At 71.2% G+C, this 22,907-nt stretch carries 21 protein-coding genes; 9 read left to right on the top strand and 12 right to left on the bottom strand.

Annotated elements, in window-relative coordinates; genetic code table 11:
* The first annotated feature begins 6 nt into the window (after nt 1-6).
* From tatC to CLV67_RS19595, 4 genes are all read left to right on the top strand, one after another.
* Nucleotides 7-972, top strand: a complete 966-nt coding sequence (gene tatC, locus CLV67_RS19610; RefSeq protein ID WP_106320359.1) for a twin-arginine translocase subunit TatC — start codon at nt 7-9, stop codon at nt 970-972.
* A gap of 163 nt (nt 973-1,135) precedes the next feature.
* Nucleotides 1,136-2,215, top strand: coding sequence for an acyltransferase family protein (locus tag CLV67_RS53425; RefSeq protein WP_239166419.1), 1,080 nt, complete (start codon nt 1,136-1,138; stop codon nt 2,213-2,215).
* A gap of 46 nt (nt 2,216-2,261) precedes the next feature.
* Nucleotides 2,262-3,161 carry a diacylglycerol/lipid kinase family protein gene (locus CLV67_RS19600; RefSeq protein WP_239166418.1) on the top strand — a complete coding sequence of 300 codons (900 nt, stop codon included), beginning with the start codon at nt 2,262-2,264 and terminating at the stop codon, nt 3,159-3,161.
* A 41-nt stretch (nt 3,162-3,202) separates the two neighbouring features.
* Nucleotides 3,203-3,394: a hypothetical protein gene (locus CLV67_RS19595; RefSeq protein ID WP_106320355.1), complete on the top strand. Its 192-nt coding sequence runs from the start codon at nt 3,203-3,205 to the stop codon at nt 3,392-3,394.
* On the opposite strand, the gene CLV67_RS19590 is transcribed toward CLV67_RS19595, so the two are convergent.
* Complete coding sequence (locus CLV67_RS19590; RefSeq protein WP_373873162.1) at nt 3,385-4,128, bottom strand: HAD family hydrolase; 744 nt, start codon at nt 4,126-4,128, stop codon at nt 3,385-3,387. The genes CLV67_RS19595 and CLV67_RS19590 overlap by 10 nt on opposite strands.
* A gap of 80 nt (nt 4,129-4,208) precedes the next feature.
* On the opposite strand from CLV67_RS19590, the gene CLV67_RS19585 reads away from it, so the two are divergent.
* From CLV67_RS19585 to CLV67_RS19575, 3 genes are all read left to right on the top strand, one after another.
* Nucleotides 4,209-6,959, top strand: coding sequence for a DEAD/DEAH box helicase (locus tag CLV67_RS19585; RefSeq protein WP_106320351.1), 2,751 nt, complete (start codon nt 4,209-4,211; stop codon nt 6,957-6,959).
* 118 nt (nt 6,960-7,077) lie between these two features.
* Nucleotides 7,078-7,911: an ATP-binding protein gene (locus CLV67_RS19580; RefSeq protein WP_106320349.1), complete on the top strand. Its 834-nt coding sequence runs from the start codon at nt 7,078-7,080 to the stop codon at nt 7,909-7,911.
* Complete coding sequence (locus CLV67_RS19575; RefSeq protein ID WP_239166416.1) at nt 7,908-8,243, top strand: STAS domain-containing protein; 336 nt, start codon at nt 7,908-7,910, stop codon at nt 8,241-8,243. The genes CLV67_RS19580 and CLV67_RS19575 overlap by 4 nt, the downstream gene beginning before the upstream one ends.
* A 13-nt stretch (nt 8,244-8,256) precedes the next feature.
* On the opposite strand, the gene CLV67_RS19570 is transcribed toward CLV67_RS19575, so the two are convergent.
* The 3 genes from CLV67_RS19570 to CLV67_RS19560 are packed head-to-tail and all read right to left on the bottom strand — an operon-like array spanning nt 8,257 to nt 10,005.
* The gene (locus CLV67_RS19570; protein WP_106320345.1) at nt 8,257-8,793 is read right to left on the bottom strand and encodes a hypothetical protein; all 537 of its coding nucleotides are present in this window, start codon (nt 8,791-8,793) and stop codon (nt 8,257-8,259) included.
* Nucleotides 8,790-9,581: a hypothetical protein gene (locus CLV67_RS19565; RefSeq protein WP_106320343.1), complete on the bottom strand. Its 792-nt coding sequence runs from the start codon at nt 9,579-9,581 to the stop codon at nt 8,790-8,792. Before CLV67_RS19565 ends, CLV67_RS19570 begins: the two co-directional genes overlap by 4 nt.
* A gap of 43 nt (nt 9,582-9,624) precedes the next feature.
* Entirely contained in the window at nt 9,625-10,005 is a 381-nt protein-coding gene (locus CLV67_RS19560; protein ID WP_106320613.1) for a VOC family protein, read from the bottom strand.
* A gap of 107 nt (nt 10,006-10,112) precedes the next feature.
* On the opposite strand from CLV67_RS19560, the gene CLV67_RS19555 reads away from it, so the two are divergent.
* Nucleotides 10,113-10,907: an inositol monophosphatase family protein gene (locus CLV67_RS19555; protein WP_106320341.1), complete on the top strand. Its 795-nt coding sequence runs from the start codon at nt 10,113-10,115 to the stop codon at nt 10,905-10,907.
* On the opposite strand, the gene CLV67_RS19550 is transcribed toward CLV67_RS19555, so the two are convergent.
* From CLV67_RS19550 to CLV67_RS19515, 8 genes are all read right to left on the bottom strand, one after another.
* Nucleotides 10,904-11,560, bottom strand: a complete 657-nt coding sequence (locus CLV67_RS19550; protein ID WP_106320339.1) for a double zinc ribbon and FHA domain-containing protein — start codon at nt 11,558-11,560, stop codon at nt 10,904-10,906. The two genes, CLV67_RS19555 and CLV67_RS19550, sit on opposite strands and share 4 nt — an antisense overlap.
* On the bottom strand, nt 11,557-12,822 hold the full coding sequence (locus tag CLV67_RS19545; protein WP_106320337.1) for a vWA domain-containing protein: 1,266 nt from the start codon (nt 12,820-12,822) through the stop codon (nt 11,557-11,559). Before CLV67_RS19545 ends, CLV67_RS19550 begins: the two co-directional genes overlap by 4 nt.
* A gap of 12 nt (nt 12,823-12,834) precedes the next feature.
* Nucleotides 12,835-13,956, bottom strand: a complete 1,122-nt coding sequence (locus tag CLV67_RS19540) for a PP2C family protein-serine/threonine phosphatase (RefSeq protein ID WP_106320335.1) — start codon at nt 13,954-13,956, stop codon at nt 12,835-12,837.
* A gap of 19 nt (nt 13,957-13,975) precedes the next feature.
* Nucleotides 13,976-16,270, bottom strand: a complete 2,295-nt coding sequence (locus tag CLV67_RS19535) for a serine/threonine-protein kinase (RefSeq protein WP_106320333.1) — start codon at nt 16,268-16,270, stop codon at nt 13,976-13,978.
* Nucleotides 16,267-17,475, bottom strand: coding sequence for a hypothetical protein (locus tag CLV67_RS19530; RefSeq protein ID WP_106320331.1), 1,209 nt, complete (start codon nt 17,473-17,475; stop codon nt 16,267-16,269). Before CLV67_RS19530 ends, CLV67_RS19535 begins: the two co-directional genes overlap by 4 nt.
* The gene (locus tag CLV67_RS19525) at nt 17,472-18,419 is read right to left on the bottom strand and encodes a glutamate ABC transporter substrate-binding protein (RefSeq protein WP_106320329.1); all 948 of its coding nucleotides are present in this window, start codon (nt 18,417-18,419) and stop codon (nt 17,472-17,474) included. The genes CLV67_RS19530 and CLV67_RS19525 overlap by 4 nt, the downstream gene beginning before the upstream one ends.
* Complete coding sequence (locus tag CLV67_RS19520; RefSeq protein WP_239166415.1) at nt 18,419-19,696, bottom strand: hypothetical protein; 1,278 nt, start codon at nt 19,694-19,696, stop codon at nt 18,419-18,421. The genes CLV67_RS19525 and CLV67_RS19520 overlap by 1 nt, the downstream gene beginning before the upstream one ends.
* 123 nt (nt 19,697-19,819) lie before the next feature.
* Nucleotides 19,820-21,367 carry a long-chain-fatty-acid--CoA ligase gene (locus CLV67_RS19515; protein ID WP_106320327.1) on the bottom strand — a complete coding sequence of 516 codons (1,548 nt, stop codon included), beginning with the start codon at nt 21,365-21,367 and terminating at the stop codon, nt 19,820-19,822.
* A gap of 173 nt (nt 21,368-21,540) precedes the next feature.
* Between CLV67_RS19515 and CLV67_RS19510 the strand changes: the two genes are divergently transcribed.
* Complete coding sequence (locus CLV67_RS19510; RefSeq protein ID WP_239166414.1) at nt 21,541-22,776, top strand: EAL and HDOD domain-containing protein; 1,236 nt, start codon at nt 21,541-21,543, stop codon at nt 22,774-22,776.
* Nucleotides 22,777-22,907: the final 131 nt, after the last annotated feature.

The raw sequence follows: 22,907 nt of genomic DNA, 5'->3' as shown, positions 1-22,907 counted from the left end.
GGGCCGATGGCACTGAGCCTGCGTAAGAAAAAGGGACCGACGAAGTTCCAGCAGGCCGCCGACGGCTCCATGACGCTGATCGAGCACGTCCGCGAGCTGCGGAACCGGCTGTTCTTCGCGTCGATCGGCATCGTGGTCGGGTTGATCGTCGGCCTGCTCCTGTCGAAGTGGGCGTTCGACGTGCTCAAGGGGCCGTATTGCTCTCTGGACACGTCCTGGGTGCTGAACGCCGCGGGCCTGTCGGAGTGCAAGTTCATCACCCTGGGCCCCGTCGACACGGTGATCCTCCGGTTGAAGATCGCCCTGTGGCTCGGTCTGATCATCGGTGGCCCGGTCTGGCTCTATCAGCTGTGGGCGTTCATCGCCCCGGGTCTGCACCGGCACGAGCGCAAATGGGCGTACGTGTTCGTCGCGATCGCCGCCCCGCTGTTCGCCGGCGGTGCGGTGCTTGCCTACTTCGTGGTGCAGCACAGCCTCGAGTTCGTCATGGAATACGGCGTGCTCCAGGAGTCGCAGCAGCTCGAGGTGACGGCCTACATCGAGTTCGTCACCATGATGATCCTGCTGTTCGGTGTGGCGTTCGAGTTCCCACTCGTGCTGCTGATGCTGAACTTCACCGGCGTGGTGACCGGCCGCAGGCTGCTCAGCTGGTGGCGGACCATGATCTTCGTGTCGTTCGCGTTCGCCGCGATCGCCACCCCCGACCCCGGACCGTTCGGGATGACGCTGCTCGCGGCCTGCATGTCGCTGCTCTACTTCATCGCGTGCGGTGTCGCGGTGCTCAACGACAGGCGCAAGGGCCGGGGCAAGGAGATCTACTCCGACCTCGACGACGACGAGACATCGCCGCTCGAGGAGGAGAAGGTTCCGGTGGGTGTGTCCGACCGGATCGAGCCGGCCACCGCGATCGACGCCCCGACCCCGGTGCAGGAGCCGAGGCCGATCGAGCGTAGATACGACGACATGACCTGAGAGATTCAACGTGCACGGCCGCAGCCCTGGGACCTTGGTTCCCAGGGCTGCGCTGTTTCCCGCGGACGGGTCCACCGAATCGGGAGAAACCGGAGGTGTCGCTGCCTAGCATCAGATGGCGGCCATGCCACGTCCGGCGGCTCGGTCCGGCAGGAAGGACCCGATGCCAACGCCCGACAGCGGGGTCCCGGCGGCTCGCCTGAACTCGCTGACCAGTCTCCGGTTCTTCGCCGCGGCGGTCGTCGTGCTGGTCCATCTCAGCGCCGAACTCGATCTGCCGCACCTGATCGACGAGGCGGTCGGCCTGGGATACGCCGGCGTCGCCTTCTTCTTCACCCTGTCCGGCTTCGTGCTGGCCTGGACGGCCCGGCCCGGCGACACCGCCCGCCGCTTCTACGGCCGCCGGTTCGCCCGGATCTGGCCCGCGCACGCCGTCGTCACCGTCCTCACCATTCCGGTGATCTACCTGGCCGGGGCCGAACCGGTCTGGGGTGCCCTTACCTTCGTGCTGACCTGTACACACGTCTGGATTCCGAGCCCGGCGTGGCACTACGCCTTCAACGGGCCGTCCTGGTCGCTCGCGGCGGAGGCCTTCTTCTACGCCGTGTTCCCCGTCCTGATCCGGGTGGCCCGCCGGTGGCAGGAGCGCCTGCGCGTTCTCGCCGCTTTCACGGTTACGCTCATGGTGGTGGCCGCGCTCGCCGTCGTCGCGGTCGCGCCCGACACCACCTGGGGCTTCCTGCTCTACCTCAATCCGCTGTACCGGCTCGGCGAGTTCGGGCTCGGCATCCTGCTCGCGTGTGCGATCCGGCGAGGCTGGCGGGCGCCGTGGCCGACCTGGATCCCGGCCGCCGGCGGCGTCGGCGCCTACCTGGCACTGGTGCTGTTCGCCCCGCACGACAGCGAGGGCGAGATCCCGAGAATCCTCACCGACTCGGTGCTGCTGCCCTTCTTCCTCGCCGTCATCGCGGCCGCGGCGAGCGCCGACCTCAGGGGCGATCGGACGCCGTTGCGGGCGCCGTCGCTGGTCGCGCTGGGTGACCGCTCGTTCGCGCTGTACCTGATCCACGTGCCGTTGATCAAAGCCGTCGACGCTGGTGTGGCCGGCCGGGACCTCGGCGATGCCGCCCGGTCAGCGCTCGCGGTCGGGCTGCTGGCCGGCTCGGTGTGCGCCGCACATCTGCTGTTCGTCGCCGTCGAGCGGCCGGCCGAACGTTATCTGCGGCCCCGGCTGGCGTCCTAGCCACAGCCGGGGGTTCGACGGCCGGCACGCGGTACCGTCTGCGGCTGTGACGAGTGACTTCATCGCGGTGCTGGCCAACCCCTCGGCGGGGCGTGGCCGGCACCGCGGTCTGCTGCCGGGGGTTCTGCAGGCCCTCGGTGCGGCCGGGCATCCGGTGCGGCCGCTGGTGGCCGGCAGCGGCCTGGAAGCGGAGCGGGCCTGCCATGACGCGGTCGCTGAGGGGGCGGTGGCCGTCGTCGCGGTCGGTGGGGACGGCACGGTGCATCGTGCCCTGCAGTCGGTCGCCGGGCAGCCGGTCGGCTTCGGGGTGGTGCCGGCCGGTACCGGGAACGACTTCGCGAACGCGGTGGGCGTACCGCATGATCCGTTGAAGGCGGCGGAGGGGATAAGCGCGGCGCTGCGGGATGGGCGTGCCCACCGGTTTGATCTGGCCCGGACTCTCGATGCTCACGGTGAGCGACGGTGGTTCTGTGCGGTCCTTGCCGCGGGATTCGACGCGCTCGTCAACGAGCGGGCCAACCGGATGCGCCGGCCGCGCGGGCCACGCCGTTATGACCTCGCGATCATGCTGGAGCTGGCCCGGCTCCGGGCGCGCGGTTACACGGTGTCGGTGGACGGGACGGAGTACTCCTTCACCTCGGAGATCGTCGCCGTGGGTAACTGTGCGAGCTATGGCGGCGGGATGCGGATCCTGCCCGACGCCGATCCCGCCGACGGCCTGCTCGACGTGATCCTCGCGGCGCCGCTGGGGCGGATCGGCATCGCCCGGCTCAAGCCGCGGCTGCGGCAGGGCACGCACGTCCGTGATCCGAGGGTCACCGTGCTGCGGGGGCGTGAGGTGCGGATCCAAGCGGAGGGCATCGTCTCGTACGCCGACGGCGAGCGGCTCGGCCCGCTGCCGGTCGAGGTGAGCTGTGCGCCGGGTGCGGTCCGGTTGCTCCGGTGAGCCGGCGGTCAGATTCCGCCGGAGCGGCCGAACGGAGAGGCATGACGAACTCGATCAGCACCAACGTCTCGTCCGTCGCCGGCCTCGCGAACTCGGTTTTCGGCAGCGCCAAGCAGGCGTTCAAGGCGATGGCCGAAGCCGCCGTCAACCCGTCGGCCGAGTCGCCGGCCGCGGTCGCCGAGGCCGCCGCCCGCAAGGGCCGCCGCGGGACCGTCCTGGACCGTTACGCCTGATGGGGCAGGGCCAGTGACAGCACGGCCCCCAGTCCGTTGGGCTTGCCCGGATCGGCGGCCGGGAGCACCAGGGCGGCACAACCGGCCTTGACGGCGCCCGCGTCGGCCGGGGTGTCACCGACCATGATCGCGTGCTCCGGGTCCACCCCGAGCAGGCCGCACGCCCGGTAGAAGATCGCCGGGTCGGGTTTGATCCGCCCGATCTCGTAGCTGAGCACGAACGCGTCGACCAGGCCGTCCAGGCCCCACGAGCCGAACAGCGGCCTGATGTCGAAGGCGATGTTGCTGACCACCGCCACCTTCACTCCCGCCTCGTGGAGTTTGCGCAGCGTCGGCTCGGTGTCCGGGTAGGGGAGCCAGCCGTCCGGGATCAGCAGGCGCTCGTAGAGGGCGTCGGCCAGACCCGCAACATCCGTCGGCACGGTCGCGGCCAGTCCGGTGTAGGCGGCCCGGTGGCTGTGCGCGTAGAGGTCGCGGTCGGCCCAGTGCTCGGCCAGATGCGGTGGAACCCGGTGCGGCGTCGGACCACCGGCCCGGCCCGCGGTCATCAGCCGGTCGGCCAGAATCGTCGCCTTGCCCCGGTCCAGCTCGGCGCCGCAGGCCGCCGCCGCAGCCTGCACCCAGGTCAGCGGATCCTCCACCTGAGCCAGCGTGCCGTGGAAGTCGAACAGCACGGCCTCGATGGGGCGCACCGGATGGGGAGGGGGATTCGAGGCATGCGGCACGTGGTGCACCTTACCGACCCGTCGCACCGCTCCCGACGGCCCCATAACCGTGCTGCGTTTTGTCATACCCACGAACTAGCCTTGTGCTCATGACGAGTCCCGCCGAGAAATATGCGGCATCCAAGCGGCGGGCGGCGCGGGTCGCCACCTACCCGGCCCTCGACGATTTCATGCTCGACGTGGGCTTCGACCTCGACGACTTCCAGCGCGAGGCGTGCGAGGTCGTGGAGCGGGGCAACGGCGTGCTGGTCTGCGCCCCGACCGGCGCCGGCAAGACGGTCGTCGGTGAGTTCGCGGTGCACCTGGCGCTGCGCTCCGGCGAGCGCAAGTGCTTCTACACCACCCCCATCAAGGCGCTGTCCAACCAGAAGTACCACGATCTGGTGGCCCGCCACGGCGCCGACAAGGTCGGTCTCCTCACCGGTGACAACGCGATCAACGGCGACGCTCCGGTGGTGGTGATGACCACCGAGGTGCTGCGCAACATGCTGTATTCGGGCTCCGACCAGCTGCGCAACCTGGCCTACGTGGTGATGGACGAGGTGCACTACCTCGCCGACCGGTTCCGTGGCGCGGTCTGGGAAGAGGTGATCATCCACCTGCCCGCCTCGGTCACGCTGGTCTCGCTGTCGGCGACCGTCAGCAACTACGAGGAGTTCGCCGACTGGCTGGTCACCGTCCGCGGCGAGACCGAGGTGGTGGTCAGCGAGCACCGGCCGGTCCCGCTCTGGCAGCACATGCTGGTCGGGCGGCGCATGTTCGACCTGTTCCACGACGCCGACGCGGCCAGGAAACACGACGTCCACCCCGAGCTGCTGCGTTACACCCGCGAGATGGACCGGCGGCTCGATTTCACCGACCGGGCGGCCACCGGGTGGAAAGGCGGGCGCGGCAAGCGCTGGCAGCCACCGCCGCGCGCCGAGGTCGTCGACCGCCTCGAGCGGGCCGGCCTGCTCCCGGCCATCCTGTTCATCTTCAGCCGGGCCGGCTGTGACGCGGCCGTCCAGCAGTGCCTGGCCGCGGGGCTGCGCCTCACCGACCCCGACGAGCGGGCCGAGATCCGGCGGATCGTCTCGGCCAAGGTGGCCCACCTGCCCTCCGACGACCTGTCCGTCCTGGGCTACTGGGAGTGGCTCGACGGGCTGGAGCGCGGCGTCGCCGCCCACCACGCCGGCATGCTGCCCGCCTTCAAGGAGGCGGTCGAGGAGTGTTTCGTCAAGGGCCTGGTCAAGGCGGTCTTCGCCACCGAGACCCTGGCGCTGGGCATCAACATGCCGGCCCGCTGCGTGGTGCTGGAGCGGCTGGTCAAATTCAACGGGGAGGCGCACGTCGACCTGACTCCGGGGGAGTACACCCAGCTCACCGGCCGGGCCGGCCGCCGCGGCATCGACGTCGAGGGCCACGCCGTGGTGCTGTGGAGCCCCGACATCGACCCGCGGCACGTGGCCGGGCTCGCCTCCACCCGCACCTACCCGCTGCGTTCCTCGTTCCGGCCGTCCTACAACATGGCGGTCAACCTGGTCGGCAGCGTCGGCGCGGAGAAGTCGCGTGAGCTGCTGGAGTCCTCCTTCGCCCAGTTCCAGGCGGACCGCTCGGTGGTCGGCCTGGCCCGCCAGGTGCAGCGCAACGTCGAGACCATGCAGTCGTACGACGCCGATGCCACCTGCCATCACGGCGACTTCGACGAGTACTTCGGGCTGCGGGTCGCCATCGCCGACCGGGAGAAGTCGCTGGCCCGCCAGGGCGTGCAGCAGCGACGGTCGGCCGCCGTCTCCTCGCTGGAGAAACTGCGTATCGGGGACGTGATCCGGGTGCCGCAGGGCCGCCGGGCCGGTCTGGCCGTGGTTCTGGAGCCGGCCGCTGTCGGGTTCGGCGAGCCGCGTCCGCTGGTGCTCACCCAGGATCGGTGGTCCGGCCGGGTCAGCCCGGGCGACTTCGCCGGCGATGTCGAGGTGCTGGCCCGGGTGCGGGTGCCCCGCAACTTCAACCACCGCTCGCCCGGCGCTCGCCGCGACCTGGCCGCCCAGGTCAGCGCCACCGGTCTGGACCGTCACCCGGATCGCCGCCGCAGTGGCCGCAGCCGGGCCAACCCGGGCGAGGACGCCGAGGTCGCCCTGCTCAAGGTTCAGCTGCGGCAGCACCCCTGCCACGCCTGCCCGGAACGCGAGGATCACGCCCGCTGGGCCGAGCGCCGGCACCGGCTGCTGCGTGACACCGACGCGCTGCGCGACAAGGTCGCCGGGCGGACCGGCTCGCTGGCCCGCACGTTCGACCAGGTGTGCGCGGTGCTGACCACCCGCGGCTACCTCTCCGGCGACGGCGAGGTCACCGAGGCGGGCCGCATGCTGGGCCGCATCTGGTCCGAGGCCGACCTGCTCGTCGCCGAGTGCCTGCGGCAGGGAGTCTGGGACGGGCTGGCTCCCGAGGAGCTGGCCGCCGCCGTGTCGATGGTGCTGTATGAGTCGCGTCGTGAGGGCGAGGACCGCGGGTCCGTGCCCAAGGGCCCGGTCAGCGCGGCGGTCGACGCCTGCGCCAAGCTGTGGGGCGAGATCGCCGCCGACGAGAGCGAGCACGGGCTGTCACTGACCCGTGAGCCCGACCCCGGTTTCGTCTGGCCGATGTATCGGTGGGCCCGCGGCGAGCCGCTGGCCCGGGTTCTGTCCAGCGGGCAGAACGACGACATGCCGGCCGGTGACTTCGTCCGCTGGGCCCGGCAGGTCCTCGACCTTCTCGGCCAGGTCAGGGAGGCGTCGGCCACCTCGCCGAGCGTGAAGGAGACCGCCCGGAAGGCCATCACCGCGGTCAATCGGGGGGTGCTCGCCCTGCAAAGCGCGCTCTGATCATCGCGGATGGTGAATCTCCGTTGACGGTTTCGCTCGCAGAAATCAAGAATTGCGGAGATTCATTCATCGCGGCCGGACGGCACCGCGAGACACCGGAAGTCCGGAAGTAGGGGGCATGGGCGCGGGATCGCCGCATCTGATCGGCTGGTCCGGTGACGAGGTGGCGGACTCGGTTCTGGCGGTCATCGACGCCGACACCACGGTCATCGAGATCTCGGTGTGGGGCGGCTGGGACCGTCGCCTCTCCGCGCAGGCCCGGACGGTGCTGGACAAGTGCCTGGCCGAGCACCCGGCGGGGGTGATCGTCGACCTGCACCACCTGAGCGACCCGCACGCCGTCAGCGCCCCGCTGTGGCTGACCGTCTGCGCGCAGGGTGCGGCGATGCAGCCGCCGATAGCGATCGCGGTCTGCGTGTCGGCCCGGATGCCGCTGGCCCGCCGGCTGCGACGTCTCGGCGCCCGCGACTGGCTGGTGCTGTACGCGACCGTCCCGCAGGCGCGCGCCGTGCTGACCGGGCGCCGCCCGCTGCCGGACCGGATGCACCTGGCACTGCCCCCGGACCCGGCGGCGGCGCTGCAGGCCCGCACCCTGGTGACCGAGGCGTGCGCCGGGTGGGGTCTCGACCATCTGCGTGAACGGGCACGCCTGGTCATCTCCGAGCTGGTGGTGAACGCGGCCGAGCACGCGGGTACCGATATCGAAGTGTTCGTGTCCTCGCGCGGCGCCGGAACCGCGGCCGCCGTGCACCTGGCGGTCTACGACGGCGAGGCGGCGCTGCCCCGCGTGCGCGACCCGGTGTCCGGGCCGCTCGGACCGTCGCTGTCCGACCGCGGGCTCGGCCTGCGGATCGTGGGCGCGGCGGCCTCGTCGTGGGGTGCGTTGCCCGCCCACGGCGGCAAGCTGGTGTGGGCCATCGTCCGTTCCCGGCCTGAGGAGGCGCCCTGGTGACCGGTACCCGGATCGACGGCTCACGTGACGGTGACCGTCTGCTGATCACGCTGCGCGGCAGCCTGGACGCCATGTCGGTGGACGCGTTGCAGAGCCAGCTGTTCGACCTGACCCGGGTGCACGACCTGATCGGCATCAGCGCACCGGTCCGGCAGATCCACATCGACGTGGCCGGGGTGGACTTCTGCGACGCGGCCGGCCTGCGCATGCTGGTCGCTGCCCGCCGGGTGGCCGAGTCCCGCCAGGCCACCTGTCACCTGCACGACCCGCAGCCGCATCTGCGCTGGCTGCTGCGGGCCACCCGGGCCGCCGACCTGTTCGACGGCGTGTGAGACCCGGTGGCCCTCAGCCGGTGGCGACCGGCTTGCCGTGCGCGGTCAGCGTCGTGGCGAGCCGCATCCCCGAGCTGCCCGTGGTCGCCTCCACCACGAACGAGGTGACCCACCCGGCGTCGTCGGTCGTCACGTCGACCCGGACCGCGCCGCCGTACGGGGAGAACACGTGCACCTTGCCGGGCGCCCCGATCGGCATGAAGGACTCCCCGCCCGCCGACGGTTTGTCGGTCTGGATGTACACCCAGTAGAGGTTCGGCCCGGCGAGGCGTACGTCCTTGATCGCCTCGGCGAACCGGTCGAGGCCGGTCAGGTCGGTGCCCGTCGGGTCGTAGTCGCCGGAGGCGGTCAGCGGCGACTCGCCCGGCAGGTCGGCCTCGACGGTGTACGAGAACGACGCCGCCCGGGTCCGGTCGAGGATCGTCCGGAACTCGTCGACGACGACCGGGTACGACGGCCGCGAGCTCGGCGGCGCCGTGGAACCTCGGTCGGGAAGGCTGACGCAGCCGGCGCCGAGCATCAGGGCGAGGACCGGCAGAACGGCCCTCACTTGTCGTAGTAGAAGTCCCATGCCTCACCGAAGTTCGAAGGTTTCTTGACGCCCGACGACTTCCCGTGGCCGCTCAGCTTGGTGATCATCTTCAGTGAGCTGTCGCTGTCGCGCATCTGCACGCCGATGGTGGTCACCCAGCCGGCGGCGTCGGTGGTGGCGCTGAAGGTCGCCTCACCGCCGAACAGCACCGAGATGGCCGGGGTGCCGACCGGCAGGAAGCCTTCGTTGAAGCTGTCGCCCTTGAGGTCGAGCGTGCCGGTGAACGTGTTGGGGCCGGTGCTGCTGACCGTGTCGACCGACGAGACGAACCGTGCCATGCCGGTCGGGTCGGTCATGTCGTAGTAGTGCAGCGAGTCCTTCTTGACCCTCTTGAGGTCGAGGTGGACCCAGGTCTCGCCGTCCTTCTGACGTGAGTACAGGTCGGTGCCGACCACGATCCGCTGCGCCGCGGTGGCCTTCTCACCGCCGCCGGTGATCTTGTACTTGACCGAGATCCGCTTGCCCTTCGGGTCGTAGGCGCCGGAGCCCGCGACCTTCTTGGAGTCCGGCACGTCACCGCTGACGACGAACTTGTACGTGCCGGCCTTCGTCTTCTCCAGAGCGGCCATCAGCTGCTCGCGGGCGTCCGGGCCGGCGGGGCTCGGCGACGCCGCGGCCTCGGACGGCGCGGCCGCGGCGGACGGTGGCGCCCCGGTCCCGGCGGCTGGGACGGGTGCGGACGGGGTCGTGCAGCCGGCGGTGAGCAGACCGGCGGCGACGACCAGAACAGGACGGTACGACTTCATGTGGATCCCCCGGTGATCTTCAGCGGCGGTGATCCTAGTCGATCTATGTCCAGCTGCGCGCTGTCGATTCGAAGAGGCGCTGGTCACTCTGCACCGGGACCACGCAGAGCAGGTGACCACCCGGGGCGCGCAGCGTCTTGTGGCCCCCGTGGTCGGCCACGATCGTCGCGCCCAGCGCCAGCAGCCGGTCCGTCTCGGCCGGCACGTCGTCGGTCTCGATGTCCAGGTGGTAGCGGGGCGCGTCGTCGACCGACTGCACGTCCACGGCCAGACCGGGGAACGCGTCGCGCAGCGCGATGAACTCCTCCTCGCCGGGAACAGGCGTGGCGGTGGTGCCGAACGCGCCCGCCCAGAACGTAGCCGCGGCGGGAGTCTCGGCGGACGGGGTGTCGATGAAGAGCCCGAAGAGGCGGCTGCGATGCATGATCACACCCTAGGCGGGAAATCTGTCCAATAGCGACCGCTGAAACAGTCGTGAACTTCTCACGACTACCGCAGACCTCGGCCGGTCTGTCCGGGCAGGATGGGGGCGTGGCCGACGACTTCACCCGCCCCGATGACCTCAAGATCGCCCTGGAAGCCGCGCTCGCCGGCGCGGCCGAGGGCCTCCGGCACTTCGCGGCGCTCGCCGGGTTGTCGCGCGAGCTCAAGGCGGACGGCTCGGTGGTGACCGCCGCCGACCGGGCCGTCGAGGACCGGATCCGGGAGGTCCTGAGCGGCTCCCGGCCCGGCGACGCGATCCTCGGCGAGGAGCACGGCGAGACCCGGGGGAACGAGGGGCGCCGCTGGATCATCGACCCGATCGACGGCACCCTGCTGTTCGTCGAGGGTGACGACCGCTGGCTCGTGCTGATCGCGCTGGAGGACCACGGCGAGGTCACCGTCGGCGTCGCGGCCGTTCCGGCCCAGAACAAGATCTTTTGGGCGGTACGCGGCGCGGGCGCCTGGGAGGCCGAGGTGCTCGACGGCCGGATCGCCGGGGAGCGGCGCATCCACGTCGCCGCCGGTGACTCCCCGGAGCTCGCCGAGAGCCGTCTCGGTGTCGTCCCCGACTGGGGCCGCCCGCAGGTCACGGCGCTGATCGACGCCGCCGGCGAACGTGACTGGGCTCTCCAGCCGGCCCTGCTGGTGGCACGCGGCGATCTCGACGTGGCGGTGCAGACCAGCGGCCAGATCTGGGACTTCGCTGCGACTTCGCTGATCGTCACCGAGGCCGGCGGCGACTACCGTGGGCTCGACGGGCGCACCGACCCCGGCCCGGGCGCGTCGCTGTACAGCCGCAGTGCGCGACTGGGCGACGCCGCCCTGGCCGTTCTGAGAGGCTAGTAGGGGGCGCGGATGGTGATCGTCGTCCAGGCGCCGACGTGCACCTGGTCGCCGTCCTTCAGGGCCCGGGACTGACCCGCGGTGAGCGGCTGGTCCTCGTCGTTGATCCAGGTGCCGTTCGACGAGCCCACATCCGAGACGAGCCAGACCCCGTCGATGCTGAACGTCAGCAGCGCGTGGTTGTGCGAGACGCCCGGGTCGGCGGGCTCGGCGGCCAGGTCGATCTCGGGCATGGTGCCCTTGGACACGCTGCGCCGCCCTATCCGTACCTGCGGCGGCGTCAGCTCGATCGTCTGCGGCAGGACACCTGCCGGGAACGTCACGCCCTCGATGTCGTTGAGCGCGAAGTACGCCGCGTCGGCGTCGATCGTGGCCGTCCACGGCCCGGACGGGGCCGCAACCGGCAGCGGGTCGATCGTCGGGACCCGGCCGGTGCTGTGGTCGTACCCGCAGTCCTCGCAGAACCGGAACGGCCCGCTGCGCGGATAGCCGCAGTTCGGGCACTTCTCCTTGACCGGGGCGGGCGGCTGGTCGGCCGGCGCGGTGACCAGCGGCAACGTGGGCGGGGAGGCGCCCTCGATCCGGGTCCCGCACGTGTCGCAGAAGTCGCTCTCCGCCGAGATGTGGCCCTTCGGGCAGAGGGACGTCGTCACTGGCCGCGCCCCACACGGACCGTCTTCGTCGAGCGGGTGTCCAGCGCCATCTCGTCCTCGGCCGCGACCTTGCGCCGCAGCCGGACCGTGCCGGTCACCGCGTCCTCGATCTCCACGACCTTGGCCAGCAGCTCCTCGGTCGCCGTGTTGCCGCTGGCGTGCGCGAGCTGCGCGGCCCGGCCGAACTTGATGGTGGCGGTCCGGTCGTCGCCGGCCTCCCGCGCCGCCAGACCGGCCTGGATCACGTCGGCCAGTTCAGCCTGCCCGGTGTAATGGGCCACCTGCCGGTTGATCCGGGTCGACAGCGCCGTGTCGTCGGTCCACACGGCCCGGACCAGGGCGCGGGCGTGCTCGTTGTCGCCCTCCATGATGTGCACCCGGGCGGCCAGCATCTCGTCGCCGGACGAGCCGGCCGGCACGTCGACGCAGATGTGGTAGTCACGGCTCTCCTGACCCCACGAGCCGAGCGGGTACCGGCCGGCCCGTGGCCCGTCCTCGACCCGCTTGCCGGTCAGGTCGGCGACCTGCGGCTCGACCTGCTTGACGAACCGGACCGAGGCGTTGACCGGCGTCCAGACCTTGAGCTGCACGTCGGCGGCGGTCTTGCCCATCGCCGCCGTGATCATCTGCTGGAATGACGCGGTCAGCTCCATCGGCTTGGCCACGATGTCCACGGTGCCGAGCATCTTGTCGGCGATCTTGCGCAGCTCGGCGACCTTCCAGTTCGCGCCGACGCCCCGGCAGTCGCAGATGAACTGCTCCTTGATCTGTTCCAGGACGCTGTCCAGGTAGCCGTGCCGCTCGCCGTTGTCACCGTCGGTCAGCAGGATCGCGTGCTTGATGTCGCCCGGGCGCTGCCCGAACAGCTGCGCGGCCAGCAGCAGCCAGGCGCCCATCGCGGTGCCGCCGTTGGCCTGCAGGCGGTCGATGGCGTGCGAGGCCGCGGCCCGGGTCTGCGGTGACGCGACGGCCAGCCGGCCCGGCTCGGGGAAGAGCTGCTGGGCGGTGCTGACACCGGCGATGATGGCGAAGTGGACACCGTCGTCGATGCACTCCACGGCGGCTTTGGCGGCCTGGCGGGCGGCGCCGATCCGGCCCTCGGCCTGCATGGACCCGGACGCGTCCACGATGATGATCTCGGTGGCGCCTCCGGTGCGGCGGCCGCCGTCGCCCCCACTGGACGTGACGGTCACGATCGCGTTGACTTCGCTCGCACCCAGGGCGAGGTATTCGTTCTGGAAGGCCTCGGCGGTGTACGACACTCTCGGGACTCCTTACGCCTTGGTGGTGGACAGGTCGGTGGTCTCGGGCTCCGTCGCGGCCGCTGCCGGCCGGACCGGGATCACGGCGACGGTGATGTTGTCGGCGCCTCCGGCGGCATTGGCGTAGGCGGCCAGCGCCCGCACCGCCCCCAGCAGGTTGTTCGCGGCGCCGAGGCAGTCACGCACCAGGTCGCCGAACTCGGCCGGGTCGAGCAGGTAGTTCCACAGTCCGTCGCTGCAGAGGATCAGGTGACCGGGTTCGGTCGCGGTGAACGACCGGACCCGCGGCCGGACCGGCCCCGCGTCCGCGCCGAGCCACGCCGTGATGGCGTGCGCCTTCGGATCGTTCATCGCCGCCACCGGGTCGGCGCCCATCGCGATCACGTGGGTGGCCCACGAGTCGTCCTCGGTGAGCTGCTCCGCCGGACCGTCCGGGCCGAGCCAGTAGACCCGGCTGTCGCCGACCCAGCCGTAGCCGACGTGCGGGCCCCGGACCGCGGCGGCCACGATCGTGCAGGCCGGGTTGGCGGCGGCCCGGCGCGGGTCGCCGGTGTGCGCCAGCGAGGCGACCGCGGCGGCGGCGCCGGTGATGGCGTGCGCGACCGCACCCGCCAGCCCGACCGCGCCGGCCGGGCGTTCCAGGTTCTCCAGGTCGACGGTCTCGTCCGGGTTCGCGGTGTCGACCGGCTGGTCCGGGTGGCGGGCGCCGGCGAGCAGCTCCCCGGCCGCGCGGACGGCGATGTCCGAGGCCGCGTCCGGGTCGAACGAGGCCGAGACGCCGTCGGAGACGACCACGTCGGCGGCGTCGGCGCCGACGGCCAGCCACATGGCGTCCTCGTTGCGGTGGTGACGGCGGCCGCGGTCGCTGACCGCCGCTCCGGCCGCACCGCCGTCCGCCTCCAGATGATCGCGGGATCGGCCGGCCATCATGCCGCACTCCTCGCAGTACCCGTCGTCGCCCACGGAACTCTCCGCTCCGCACCGCGCGCAGTCCTTGCGTCCCGCCGCGGCGGGCTCCACCGGGGCGGCGTCGGGTACGGGCGGTTCGGCGAGCCTACGCCCGCAGACCTCGCAGAAGGTAGCGCCGGAGGCGAGCTCGTCCTCACACGATTCGCAGTCGGTCGTCAAGGTCATCGGCGCGGTTCCGCCCCTCTCACGTACGCGTCCGCGGGCGTACCGCGTTCGCCAGGTCCACCAGGCGGATCTTCTCCACACCCTGCGACGCCCGGGCCATCTCCCGGTACGCCGACTCGAGCGCGAACCGCACATCCCGTTCCGGCTGTTTCTCGGCCGGCTCGGCGCCGATGACCGAGGCCAGCACGTCCCCGCTCATCGAGGCGCCGCCGCCGAGAGTACGCAGTACCTGCTCGAGCAGTTCCGCCCGCAGGGTGGCCAGCTGGGCGGCCTCGACCTCGAGGCGGGAGATGAGCCCGGCCGCGGTCTTCAGCGAGTCCATGTCGACCGTCGCCGACCGGTGCGAGCGGACCAGCGCCCGGATCGCGCCGATCTGCGAGATGGGGTACGCCGAGGACGTACCCGGAACCCGGTTGTAGGCCTCGACCGCACCCGCCCGGTCGCCGGTCTCGAGCCGGCAGCGCGCCAGCCCGGCCGCGGCCGTGGTGTACGACGGGTCGGTGCGGCTCACCACGTCGTAGTAGCCGCACGCGGTCGCCGCGTCGCCGGCCAGCTCCGCGGTGAACCCGAGGGCCAGCTGCGGCGCCAGCTCGCCGGGCAGCGCCGACCAGACCGCGTCGAACCGCTGCCGGGCGCGGGTGTGATCACCGGTGGACAGGGCCAGGATCCCGTCGTACCAGTCGGTCCGCCAGTCCCCGCCCTCGTCGGCGAGGCCGTCGCGCAGCCGCCCGGCCATCTGCTCGTCGCCCATCTCGATGGCGGCACGCAGTTGCCGCAGCCGCACCTCCACCGAGTCCTGCGGGGCCGAGGCCAGCTGGGCGAGAACGGTCTTCGGGTCGGCCGCGGTGATCGAGGCGATCACGCCGGCGGCCGGGTCGCTCAGATCGACCAGGGGGGTCGGAAGGTCCTGCCAGCGGACGCGGTCGTCGCGCAGGTCGGTGCGCAGTTCGCCGGAGAAGTGCCGGGAGACCGCCGGGTGCGGGGTGCCGCCGGTGGCGAGGACCTGCCGCAGCACGCCCAGCATCTGCTCGGACATCTCGGCGGCGTCGGCGAACCGCTCGTCCGGGTCGGTGTGCGTGGATCGGGTCAGGAGCCGGTAGAACGACTCGTGCTCGCGGTAGACGTCGAACTCGTTGCGGTCCGGCAGGCTGGCCGCGAAGGTCGACTGGTAGCCGCGGAAGTCGGTGGTGAGCACCGCCAGCGTACGGCCGATGGTGTAGAGGTCGGACTGCGGCGACGGCCCGGCGGTGGCCATCTCCGGCGCCTGGTAGCCGACCGTGCCGTAGATCGCCGCCTCCTGGTCGTCGACGTGCACCACGCCGCCCAGGTCGATCAGCCTCATCTGGTCACCGGACTGGATCACGTTGTCCGGCTTGAAGTCGCAGAAGATCAGGCCGCGGTCGTGCAGGTAGCCGAACGCCGGCATGATCTCCAGCACGAAGGCGAGCGCCTGGTCCACCGGCAGCGGGTCCACCGCCCCGGCGCCGCGGCGCTCCTTGAGCAGATCCTTGAGCGATTTGCCGCCGACGTACTCCATGACGATGTAGCCGGCGCCGTCGTACTCGACGAAGTTGTAGATCTTGACGATGTTCGGGTGCTCGACCTCGGCCAGGAAGCGCTGCTCGGCCACCGCGGCGGCCAGCGCGTCCTCGTCACCGGAGTTGAGCAGGCCCTTGAGCACCACCCACCGGTCCGACACGTTCTTGTCGATGGCCAGGTAGACCCAGCCCAGGCCGCCGTGCGCCAGCGCGCCGACGATCTCGTACTGCCCGGCGACCAGGTCGCCCTTGGTCAGCTTGGGGGTGAAGTCGAACGCCTCACCACAGCTGGGGCAGAAGCCGGAGGTCCGTGCGGGCCGGTCACCACGGGACCGGCCGACCGCGTTGCCGCACTTCGCGCAGTACCGCTTGGACTCGGGCACCTCGGCCACCGCCATGACCGCGGTCGCCGGGTCCGCGGTCCGGACCGGCGCGATCTCCACCAGGCCGCCGCCGAAGCGGCGGGCCGACCCGGTCCGGGAGCTTCCGGAGGTGCGGCCACTTCCGCGGGTACGGGAGGAGAACGCGCTGCTGCTGCCGCGCGTCGACGAGGCGGTCCCCGATCGGGGCGCCGGTACCGGGCTCGCTGCCAGCCCGCACTCGTTGCAGTAGCCGTCCTCGATGGCCCCGTCGCAGCCGTTGCGGCCGCACCTGCCGGAAGCGGCGGCCGGCACCGCCGGTACCCGGGCGGGCGCGGCGACGGGCGCCAGGCCGCAGGTGTCGCAGTAGCCGTCCTCGATCGTGCCGGAACAGTTGCTGCGCTTGCAGCGGGTCATCGGGCCTCCCGGGCGGCGATGGTGGCGGAGAGCGCGTCCTGGTATGCGTCGACGGCGGCACGTGCCACCGCGAGATCACAGGGCGCCTGGTGAAGGGCGTCCCGTGCGGTCTGTGCGAGCGGGTCGAGCCGGGTGTCCTCGCCGAGGCCGCGGCTCAGCGCCTTGGCCCGGAACGCGTCGAACCGGCCGCGCAGCTCGTTGCGCTCGGCGAGCAGCCCGGCGTTGCGTGCCTGCGCCGACCGCAGCGTCTCCAGGCGCTCCCGGGCCTGCCGGTTCCACGCCGACAGACGGGGACTGATCAGCGCCCAATGCCCGGCGGCGGCCAGGGCCTCGATCGCGGCCAGCTCGGGGCGGGGGTCGTTTCCCCGTACCGTGACGATGGTTTGATCCGGAAAACGCCCGGCGACCGCGTCACGTGCCGCGTCGGCGGCCTGCTGGGCCGCCTCGATCTCGGCGACCGTCGACCGGGCGTCGCGCAGCCGCTGACTCAGCGAGGCGCGCAGCTCGGCCGCCGAGGTCCGCTCCGCGTCCGCCCGGGAGATCAGCGTCCGCACCCGGTCCAGCCCGGAGAGGTCGGCGCCCAGCGGATCCGACAGCAGCGTTCCGGTCAGGTCGCCGAGCAGCCGGTCGGCTTCGTCGAGCAACCGGTTCGCCTCGGCGGCCAGCCCTCCCGCACCCGCCTGCCGCGTGAGGTCACGTACCCGCAGCAGCGCGTCGGCAGCCTCGGCGGCGGCCGGCGTGGCACGGCGCCAGGCCTCGCCGGCCCCGGTGACCACCGCGACCGCCGTGTTGAACGCCGACTCCATGGCCGCCAGCAGCTCCGCCGGGCTGCAGGTGGAGACGACCTGCCCGGAACCGAGCAACCCGCGCTGCGCCAGCGGCACGGTCGCCGTGGACAGGGTGATCGAACTACCGAGCACCTCGTGCTGGAAGGCGGCCCGGTCGGCGTCGTTCATCCGGCGCTGGCCGCGCAGCACCCTCGCGCGCGCGATCACCTCGCCCAGCTGGCGGTGACCCTGCCAGAGCCGGGCCAGGGCGTCCCCGGCGTCGGCCCACAACGTCGCGGTCCGGCCGGTCAGCCTGATGCGGCCCAGCTCCTGACGGTCCGGGTTCTGGTCCAGTTCCACCAGGTTGGCGGCGATCGCGGCGACCGCCTTCTCTAGGCGGGCCAGTTCGGTGTCGGCGGCGAGCATCGGGCCCGTCATCGGTACCGTGCCGGGGGTGGCTGCGGAGCCGGGCCGGACGCGCCCAGCCAGCGTTCGTGGATCGACTTCCAGGTGCCGTCGGCGCGCACCCGCTCCAGCACCCCGTTGACGAACCGGGTGAACTCCGGGTGGCTCTTGTCGATCGCGATCGCGTACGGCTCCTCGGTGAACTTCGGGCCGACCACCTTGGCGTACGGGTCCTGCGCCGCCATCCCGGCCAGGATGGTGTCGTCGGTGGAGATGGCCTCGGCCTCGCCCAGCTGGAACGCGACCAGGCACAGACCGTAGTCGGCCCGGGTCACCAGCACCGGCTTCGGCTCCACCTTCGCCAGGTTGTCCAGGGAGGTGGACCCGTTGACCGAGCAGACCGGCCGCCCGCCCATGTCCTCGATCCGCTGGGCCTTGGAGTCCTTGCCGACGAGCAGGCGCTGCCCGGCCTCGTAGTAGACGGTGGAGAAGTCGACCCGCTCCCAGCGGGCGCAGTTGGTGGTCATGGTGCTGATGACCAGGTCGACCGTCCCGTCCTCGACCCTGTCCATCCGCTGGGCGTTCGGGATCACCCGGATCTCCAGCCTGTTCGGGTCACCGAAGATCGCCCGCGCGATCTCGCGACCCATGTCCACGTCGAAACCCTCGATCCGCCCGGTGAACGGGTCACGCGAGCTGAACAGCAGGGTTCCCTGGTTGGTGCCGAGGATCAGCCGGCCCCGGTCGAGGATCGTCTTCATGTGCGACCCGGCCGGCATCTTCCCGGCGGCGGGCTGCGCGCCCTGGGGCCGGAAGCTGGTCCGAGGGTCACAGGTCTGCGGTGCGGCAGAGGCCGGAGCGGTGGTCGCGGGGGCGTTAGAGGGAGCCGCCCGGGGCGTCTCGGGCGATGCGTCGGTGCAGGCGGTCAGCCCGGTCACCAGCAGCACGGACATGACGAGACCGATTCTGGTACGCATCAGCGGTACTCCTCCAGCCGGGCGCGCAGCCCGCTCGCCGCGAACACCCCGACCGCCAGAGCGAGCAGCGGACCCAGCACCGTGAGCAGGCCCAGTCCACGCCCGGCCGAGCGGATCCGGTCGTCGAACGCCGCACGCCGGTCGGCCATCGCCTCGTCCAGAACCGCGGTGAGCCCGTCGAACGTCCGTGCCGACTCCTCGCTGACGGCGAGTTTCACGGCGTCCTCGTACTTCCCGCCGTCGTCCAGTTCCCGGATCCGCCGGTGCAGGTCGAGGTATTCGTCGTGCCGCTGCCGCGCGGTCCCCATCAGCGCGCCGACCGCGTCGAGGTCCTTCCCGGAGAAGCTGACCCGCTCCTGAAGTTTCTTGAAGTCCTCCTCGAGCGGGCCGTGGCCCGACCGGGCGGCCAGGGTGAGCGCCTCGTCGGCTCGTTCGCGCAGCACCAGGATCCGTCGCTGGGCGAGCTCCTCCAGCGCCGCCGACCCCTCCCGGTCGGCGTCGGCCAGCCGGGTCCACTGATGCGCGAACACCCCGGTGCCGATCAGCGCCATGAGCACGGTCAGGCCGGTCGCGATGAGCAGCGGCACGTTGAAGGTGCGGCGAGTGGTGCGGCTGAGGTAGGCCTGGGCCCACACCAGGACGGCGCCGAGAACCACCACCAGTGTCAGCACCGACATCAGCCACCCGGTGCTGCGGGCGTCGTCGTAGGTGTTCTGCGCCTCGCTGCGGGCCTCGTCGAACAGGATCTCGGCCTGCGGCTGAAGGGTGTCGCGGTTGAGCGCGGAGGCGGTCGCCAGATAGGAGGAGCCGACGGGTCTGCCCTGCCGGTTCATCGCCCGCGCCGTCGCCACCAGAGCCGTGTAGTCCCCCAGGCCGGTCGAGATGGACCGGATCGCCTCGGCCGCCCGGCCCTCGGCGGGGACCCGGCGGGCCGCGGAGGTGAGAGCGGTGGCGGTCGCGGCGATCTTCTCGTCGTAACGCCGGGTCAGCTCGGGCGGCTCCAGGCCGCCGGTGATGAACGCCTGCGCGGCGGTGGTGTCGGCGTCGGCCAGGGAGGAGTAGATGATCTCCGCCTCGGCGAGCAGCGGCTGGGCCCGGTCGCGCAGGTCGGAGGTGCCGACGGTGGCGGAGCGGGCGGCCAGCCCGGCGGTCAGGCCGGTCAGACCGGCGAGCACGAGCAGGATGGCGAGCAGCAGCTGCAGACGGCCGGGGGAGGTGTGCCGCATCCCGGAGAGGCGGGTCAGCGCCGCCCGTGGTGCCGTCTGAACTGCTGTCACTCTGGTGGCCTCTCGCTGTGGGATCGCACGTCCACTGTGCGTTATCGGCGCAAGTGATCGAGAGGATCCTACGAACGCGAGGCGCCCGGCGGAAACCGCCGGGCGCCTGCTTCCGAGCGACGGTCAGCTGAGTTCACGCTTGAGGAGCTTGCCGGTCGCCGTCATGGGCAGCGACTCGACGATCTTGACGATCCGGGGGTACTTGTAGGAGGCCATCTGCTCCTTGCTCCAGGCGACGATCTCCTCCTCTCCTGCCGACGCTCCCGGCTTGAGGATCACGAACGCCTTGATCTCCTCGCCGTGGCTCTCGTGCGGCACGCCGATCACCGCGGCCAGCGAGATCGCCTCATGGGTGAGCAGGACCTCCTCGATCTCCCGCGGGTAGACGTTGAAGCCACCACGGATGATCATGTCCTTGGCCCGGTCGACGATGTAGTACCAGCCGTCCTTGTCCCGGCGCGCCAGGTCACCGGTCCGGAACCAGCCGTTTCGCATCACCTCGGCGGTCGCCTCCGGCCGGCCGATGTAGCCGCGGAAGATGTTGTGGCCCCGGATCGCGATCTCGCCGATCTCGTCCGGATTGTCGATGCTGTTCCAGTCGGAGTCGATCAGCTTCACCTCGACACCCCAGATCGGGATGCCGATCGAGCCGGGGCGGGGCTCGCTGCCCGGGGCGCTGAACGTCGCCACCGGGGAGGTCTCGGACAGGCCGTACCCCTCGAGGATGGTGACGCCGAACCGCTCCTTGACCGCCTTGATGATCTCCACCGGCAGGCTGGAGCCGCCGGAGACGGCGACCCGCATGTTCGAGGCGATCCGCTCCACGTCCACGCCCTCTTTCAGGGCATTCAACAAACCCCAATACATGGTGGGTACGCCGGCGAAGAACGTGACGTTCTCGCTCTGGAGCAGCTGCACCGCCGCATCCGGGTCGAAGCGCGGGAGCAGCACGAGCGTCGACGCCGTGGAGAAACCGGCGTTCATGTTGACCGTCGAGCCGAACGAGTGGAACAGCGGCAGCACCAGCAGATGCGTGTCGGTGGCGGGCTGGGTGCCGAACAGCCGGTTGCAGGTGAGCGCGTTCAGCACCAGGTTCGAGTGCGACAGCTCGGCACCCTTGGCCTGACCGGTCGTGCCGCTGGTGTAGAGGATCACCGCGGCGTCGGTCTCGTCGCGCAGCACCGTCTCGAAGATCGGCGACTGCCCCGCCAGGCCGGAGCCCATCGTCTCGGCGCCCTCGATCGGCGAGGCCGCGGCCGGGTCCGCGGTGATCAGGAAGAAGTGCTCGGCGGCGTCGACCTCGTTGAAGCCGGCAAAGCCCTCCGCGCCCATCGGGAGCTCCGGTGTGCCCTGGAAGCAGAAGTACGCCTTGGCGCCGGAGTCACGCAGGTGGTAGGCGATCTCACGGCCTTTGAGGAGCACATTCAGCGGTACGACGACGGCGCCGGCCTTGAGGATGCCGTAGTAGACGATCGGGAAGTACGGAAGGTTGGGACAGGTGAGTGCCACCTTGTCGCCGGGCTGGATGCCACGCGAGCGGAGCAGTCCGGCGACCTGGTTGGCGGCCGCGTTCACCTGCGCGTAGGTCAGTCGCTGCGGGCCGAGCACCACAGCGGCGCGCTCCGGATATTGGCGGGCGCTGTCCTCCAGGAGAACGGAGAGGTTGAGCATGTGGTGGAACCCTTCTTGCCCGTGAAGTAGTGATCGCATCCGCGATTTGTGACGGCCGTCTCATACCAACACGGCGGCCGGGCACCGTGGAAGTGTTTGTGAAGCCAATGTTTCGGCGTCCGATTCATCAACTCCGGCTTCGGGATGCCGATGGCTCCGGCGTGGGAATCCCGGTGTTGGACGCGGTACACGTCGGCCGTCAGCCGATCTTCGACGCTGCAGGCGTCGTCGTGGCTTACGAGCTGCTCTTCCGCGGCCGTATGGACGACGTCGCTTCGGGGCGGCAGGACACATACGCCACCAGCGCCGTGATGGTGAACGCGTTCACCGAATTCGGCATTGCCGAGGTGGCCGGCAACCGGCCGTGCTTCATCAACCTCACCCGTGAGTTCGTGACCGGGCGGCTCCCGTTGCCGTTCGGCCCCGAACAGGTGGTGCTCGAGGTGCTGGAGACGGTCCACGTCGACGACGAGGTGATCGCCGGGCTGACCGCGCTGTCCGAGGCCGGTTACAAGATCGCCCTGGACGACTTCGTCTGGGGCTCCGGGCACGAGCAGCTGCTCGGCCTGGCGTCGTACGTGAAACTCGACCTCCTCGACGGTGACCTGAGCAGGCTCGACGAGATCGTCGCCGCCTGCCGCGAGTACCCCGGCCTCGAACTGGTCGCCGAGCGGCTGGAGACCGAGACACAGGTGGCCATCGCCGACCATTACGGCATGGAACTACGGCAGGGGTACGCCCTGAGCCGTCCCCAGGTGCTCAGCACCCCCAGCCTGTCGCCGTCCCGGCTGCGCCGCCTCGAACTCGTCGCCGCCCTGATGTCCCCCGACGTGCCGCTCGACAAGATCACCTCGATCATCGTCAGCGACCCGGCGCTGGCCCTGCGCGTGCTCAGGGTCAGCAACTCGGTGGCCGCCGGCGTGGTCAGCCGCATCTCCTCGGTCCGGCAGGCCGTCATGATGGTCGGCCTGACCCGGATCCGCCGCTGGGCGACCCTGATGGTGGTCGACGACGTGGCCGAGGCTCCCGAGGAGCAGCTGCTGACCGCTCTCACCCAGGCCCGGCTCTGCGAGAACCTGGCCCCGCGGTTCGGCGCCGACCCCGGTGCCGCCTTCGTGGCGGGCCTGGTCACCGGCATGGCCGGCCTGATGGCGATGACCCCGGCCGCGATGGCCGAGCAGCTGCCCCTGACCGCCGAGGTGGCGGACGCGTTGACCGTCGGCAGCGGCCGGCTGGGCGACGTACTGAAAGCGGTACGCGCCTACGAGAACGGCGAGTGGAACGCCGACAACCTGGCCGACCTCTCCCTCGACGCGATGCGCTGGTCCACCCGGACGCTCACCGCGGCCCACCGCTTCTCCCCGGGCTCGGCGAAGCGCCGCCGGGGCCCGGCCGCCCGTCCGGCCTGATCCCGCTGTCCTGTTCTGGTCCGCGGGTCTGGACTCGGTCGCTCCCCGGTGTCCTGTTCTGGTCCGCGGGTCTGGACTCGGTCGCTCCCCGGTGTCCCGTTCTGGTCCGCCGGGACTGAACCCTGCCGCCC

It is taken from the genome of Actinoplanes italicus, assembly GCF_003001815.1.
Taxonomy (GTDB): Bacteria; Actinomycetota; Actinomycetes; order Mycobacteriales; family Micromonosporaceae; genus Actinoplanes; species Actinoplanes italicus.
This window is presented reverse-complemented; position numbering and strand designations above follow the sequence as displayed.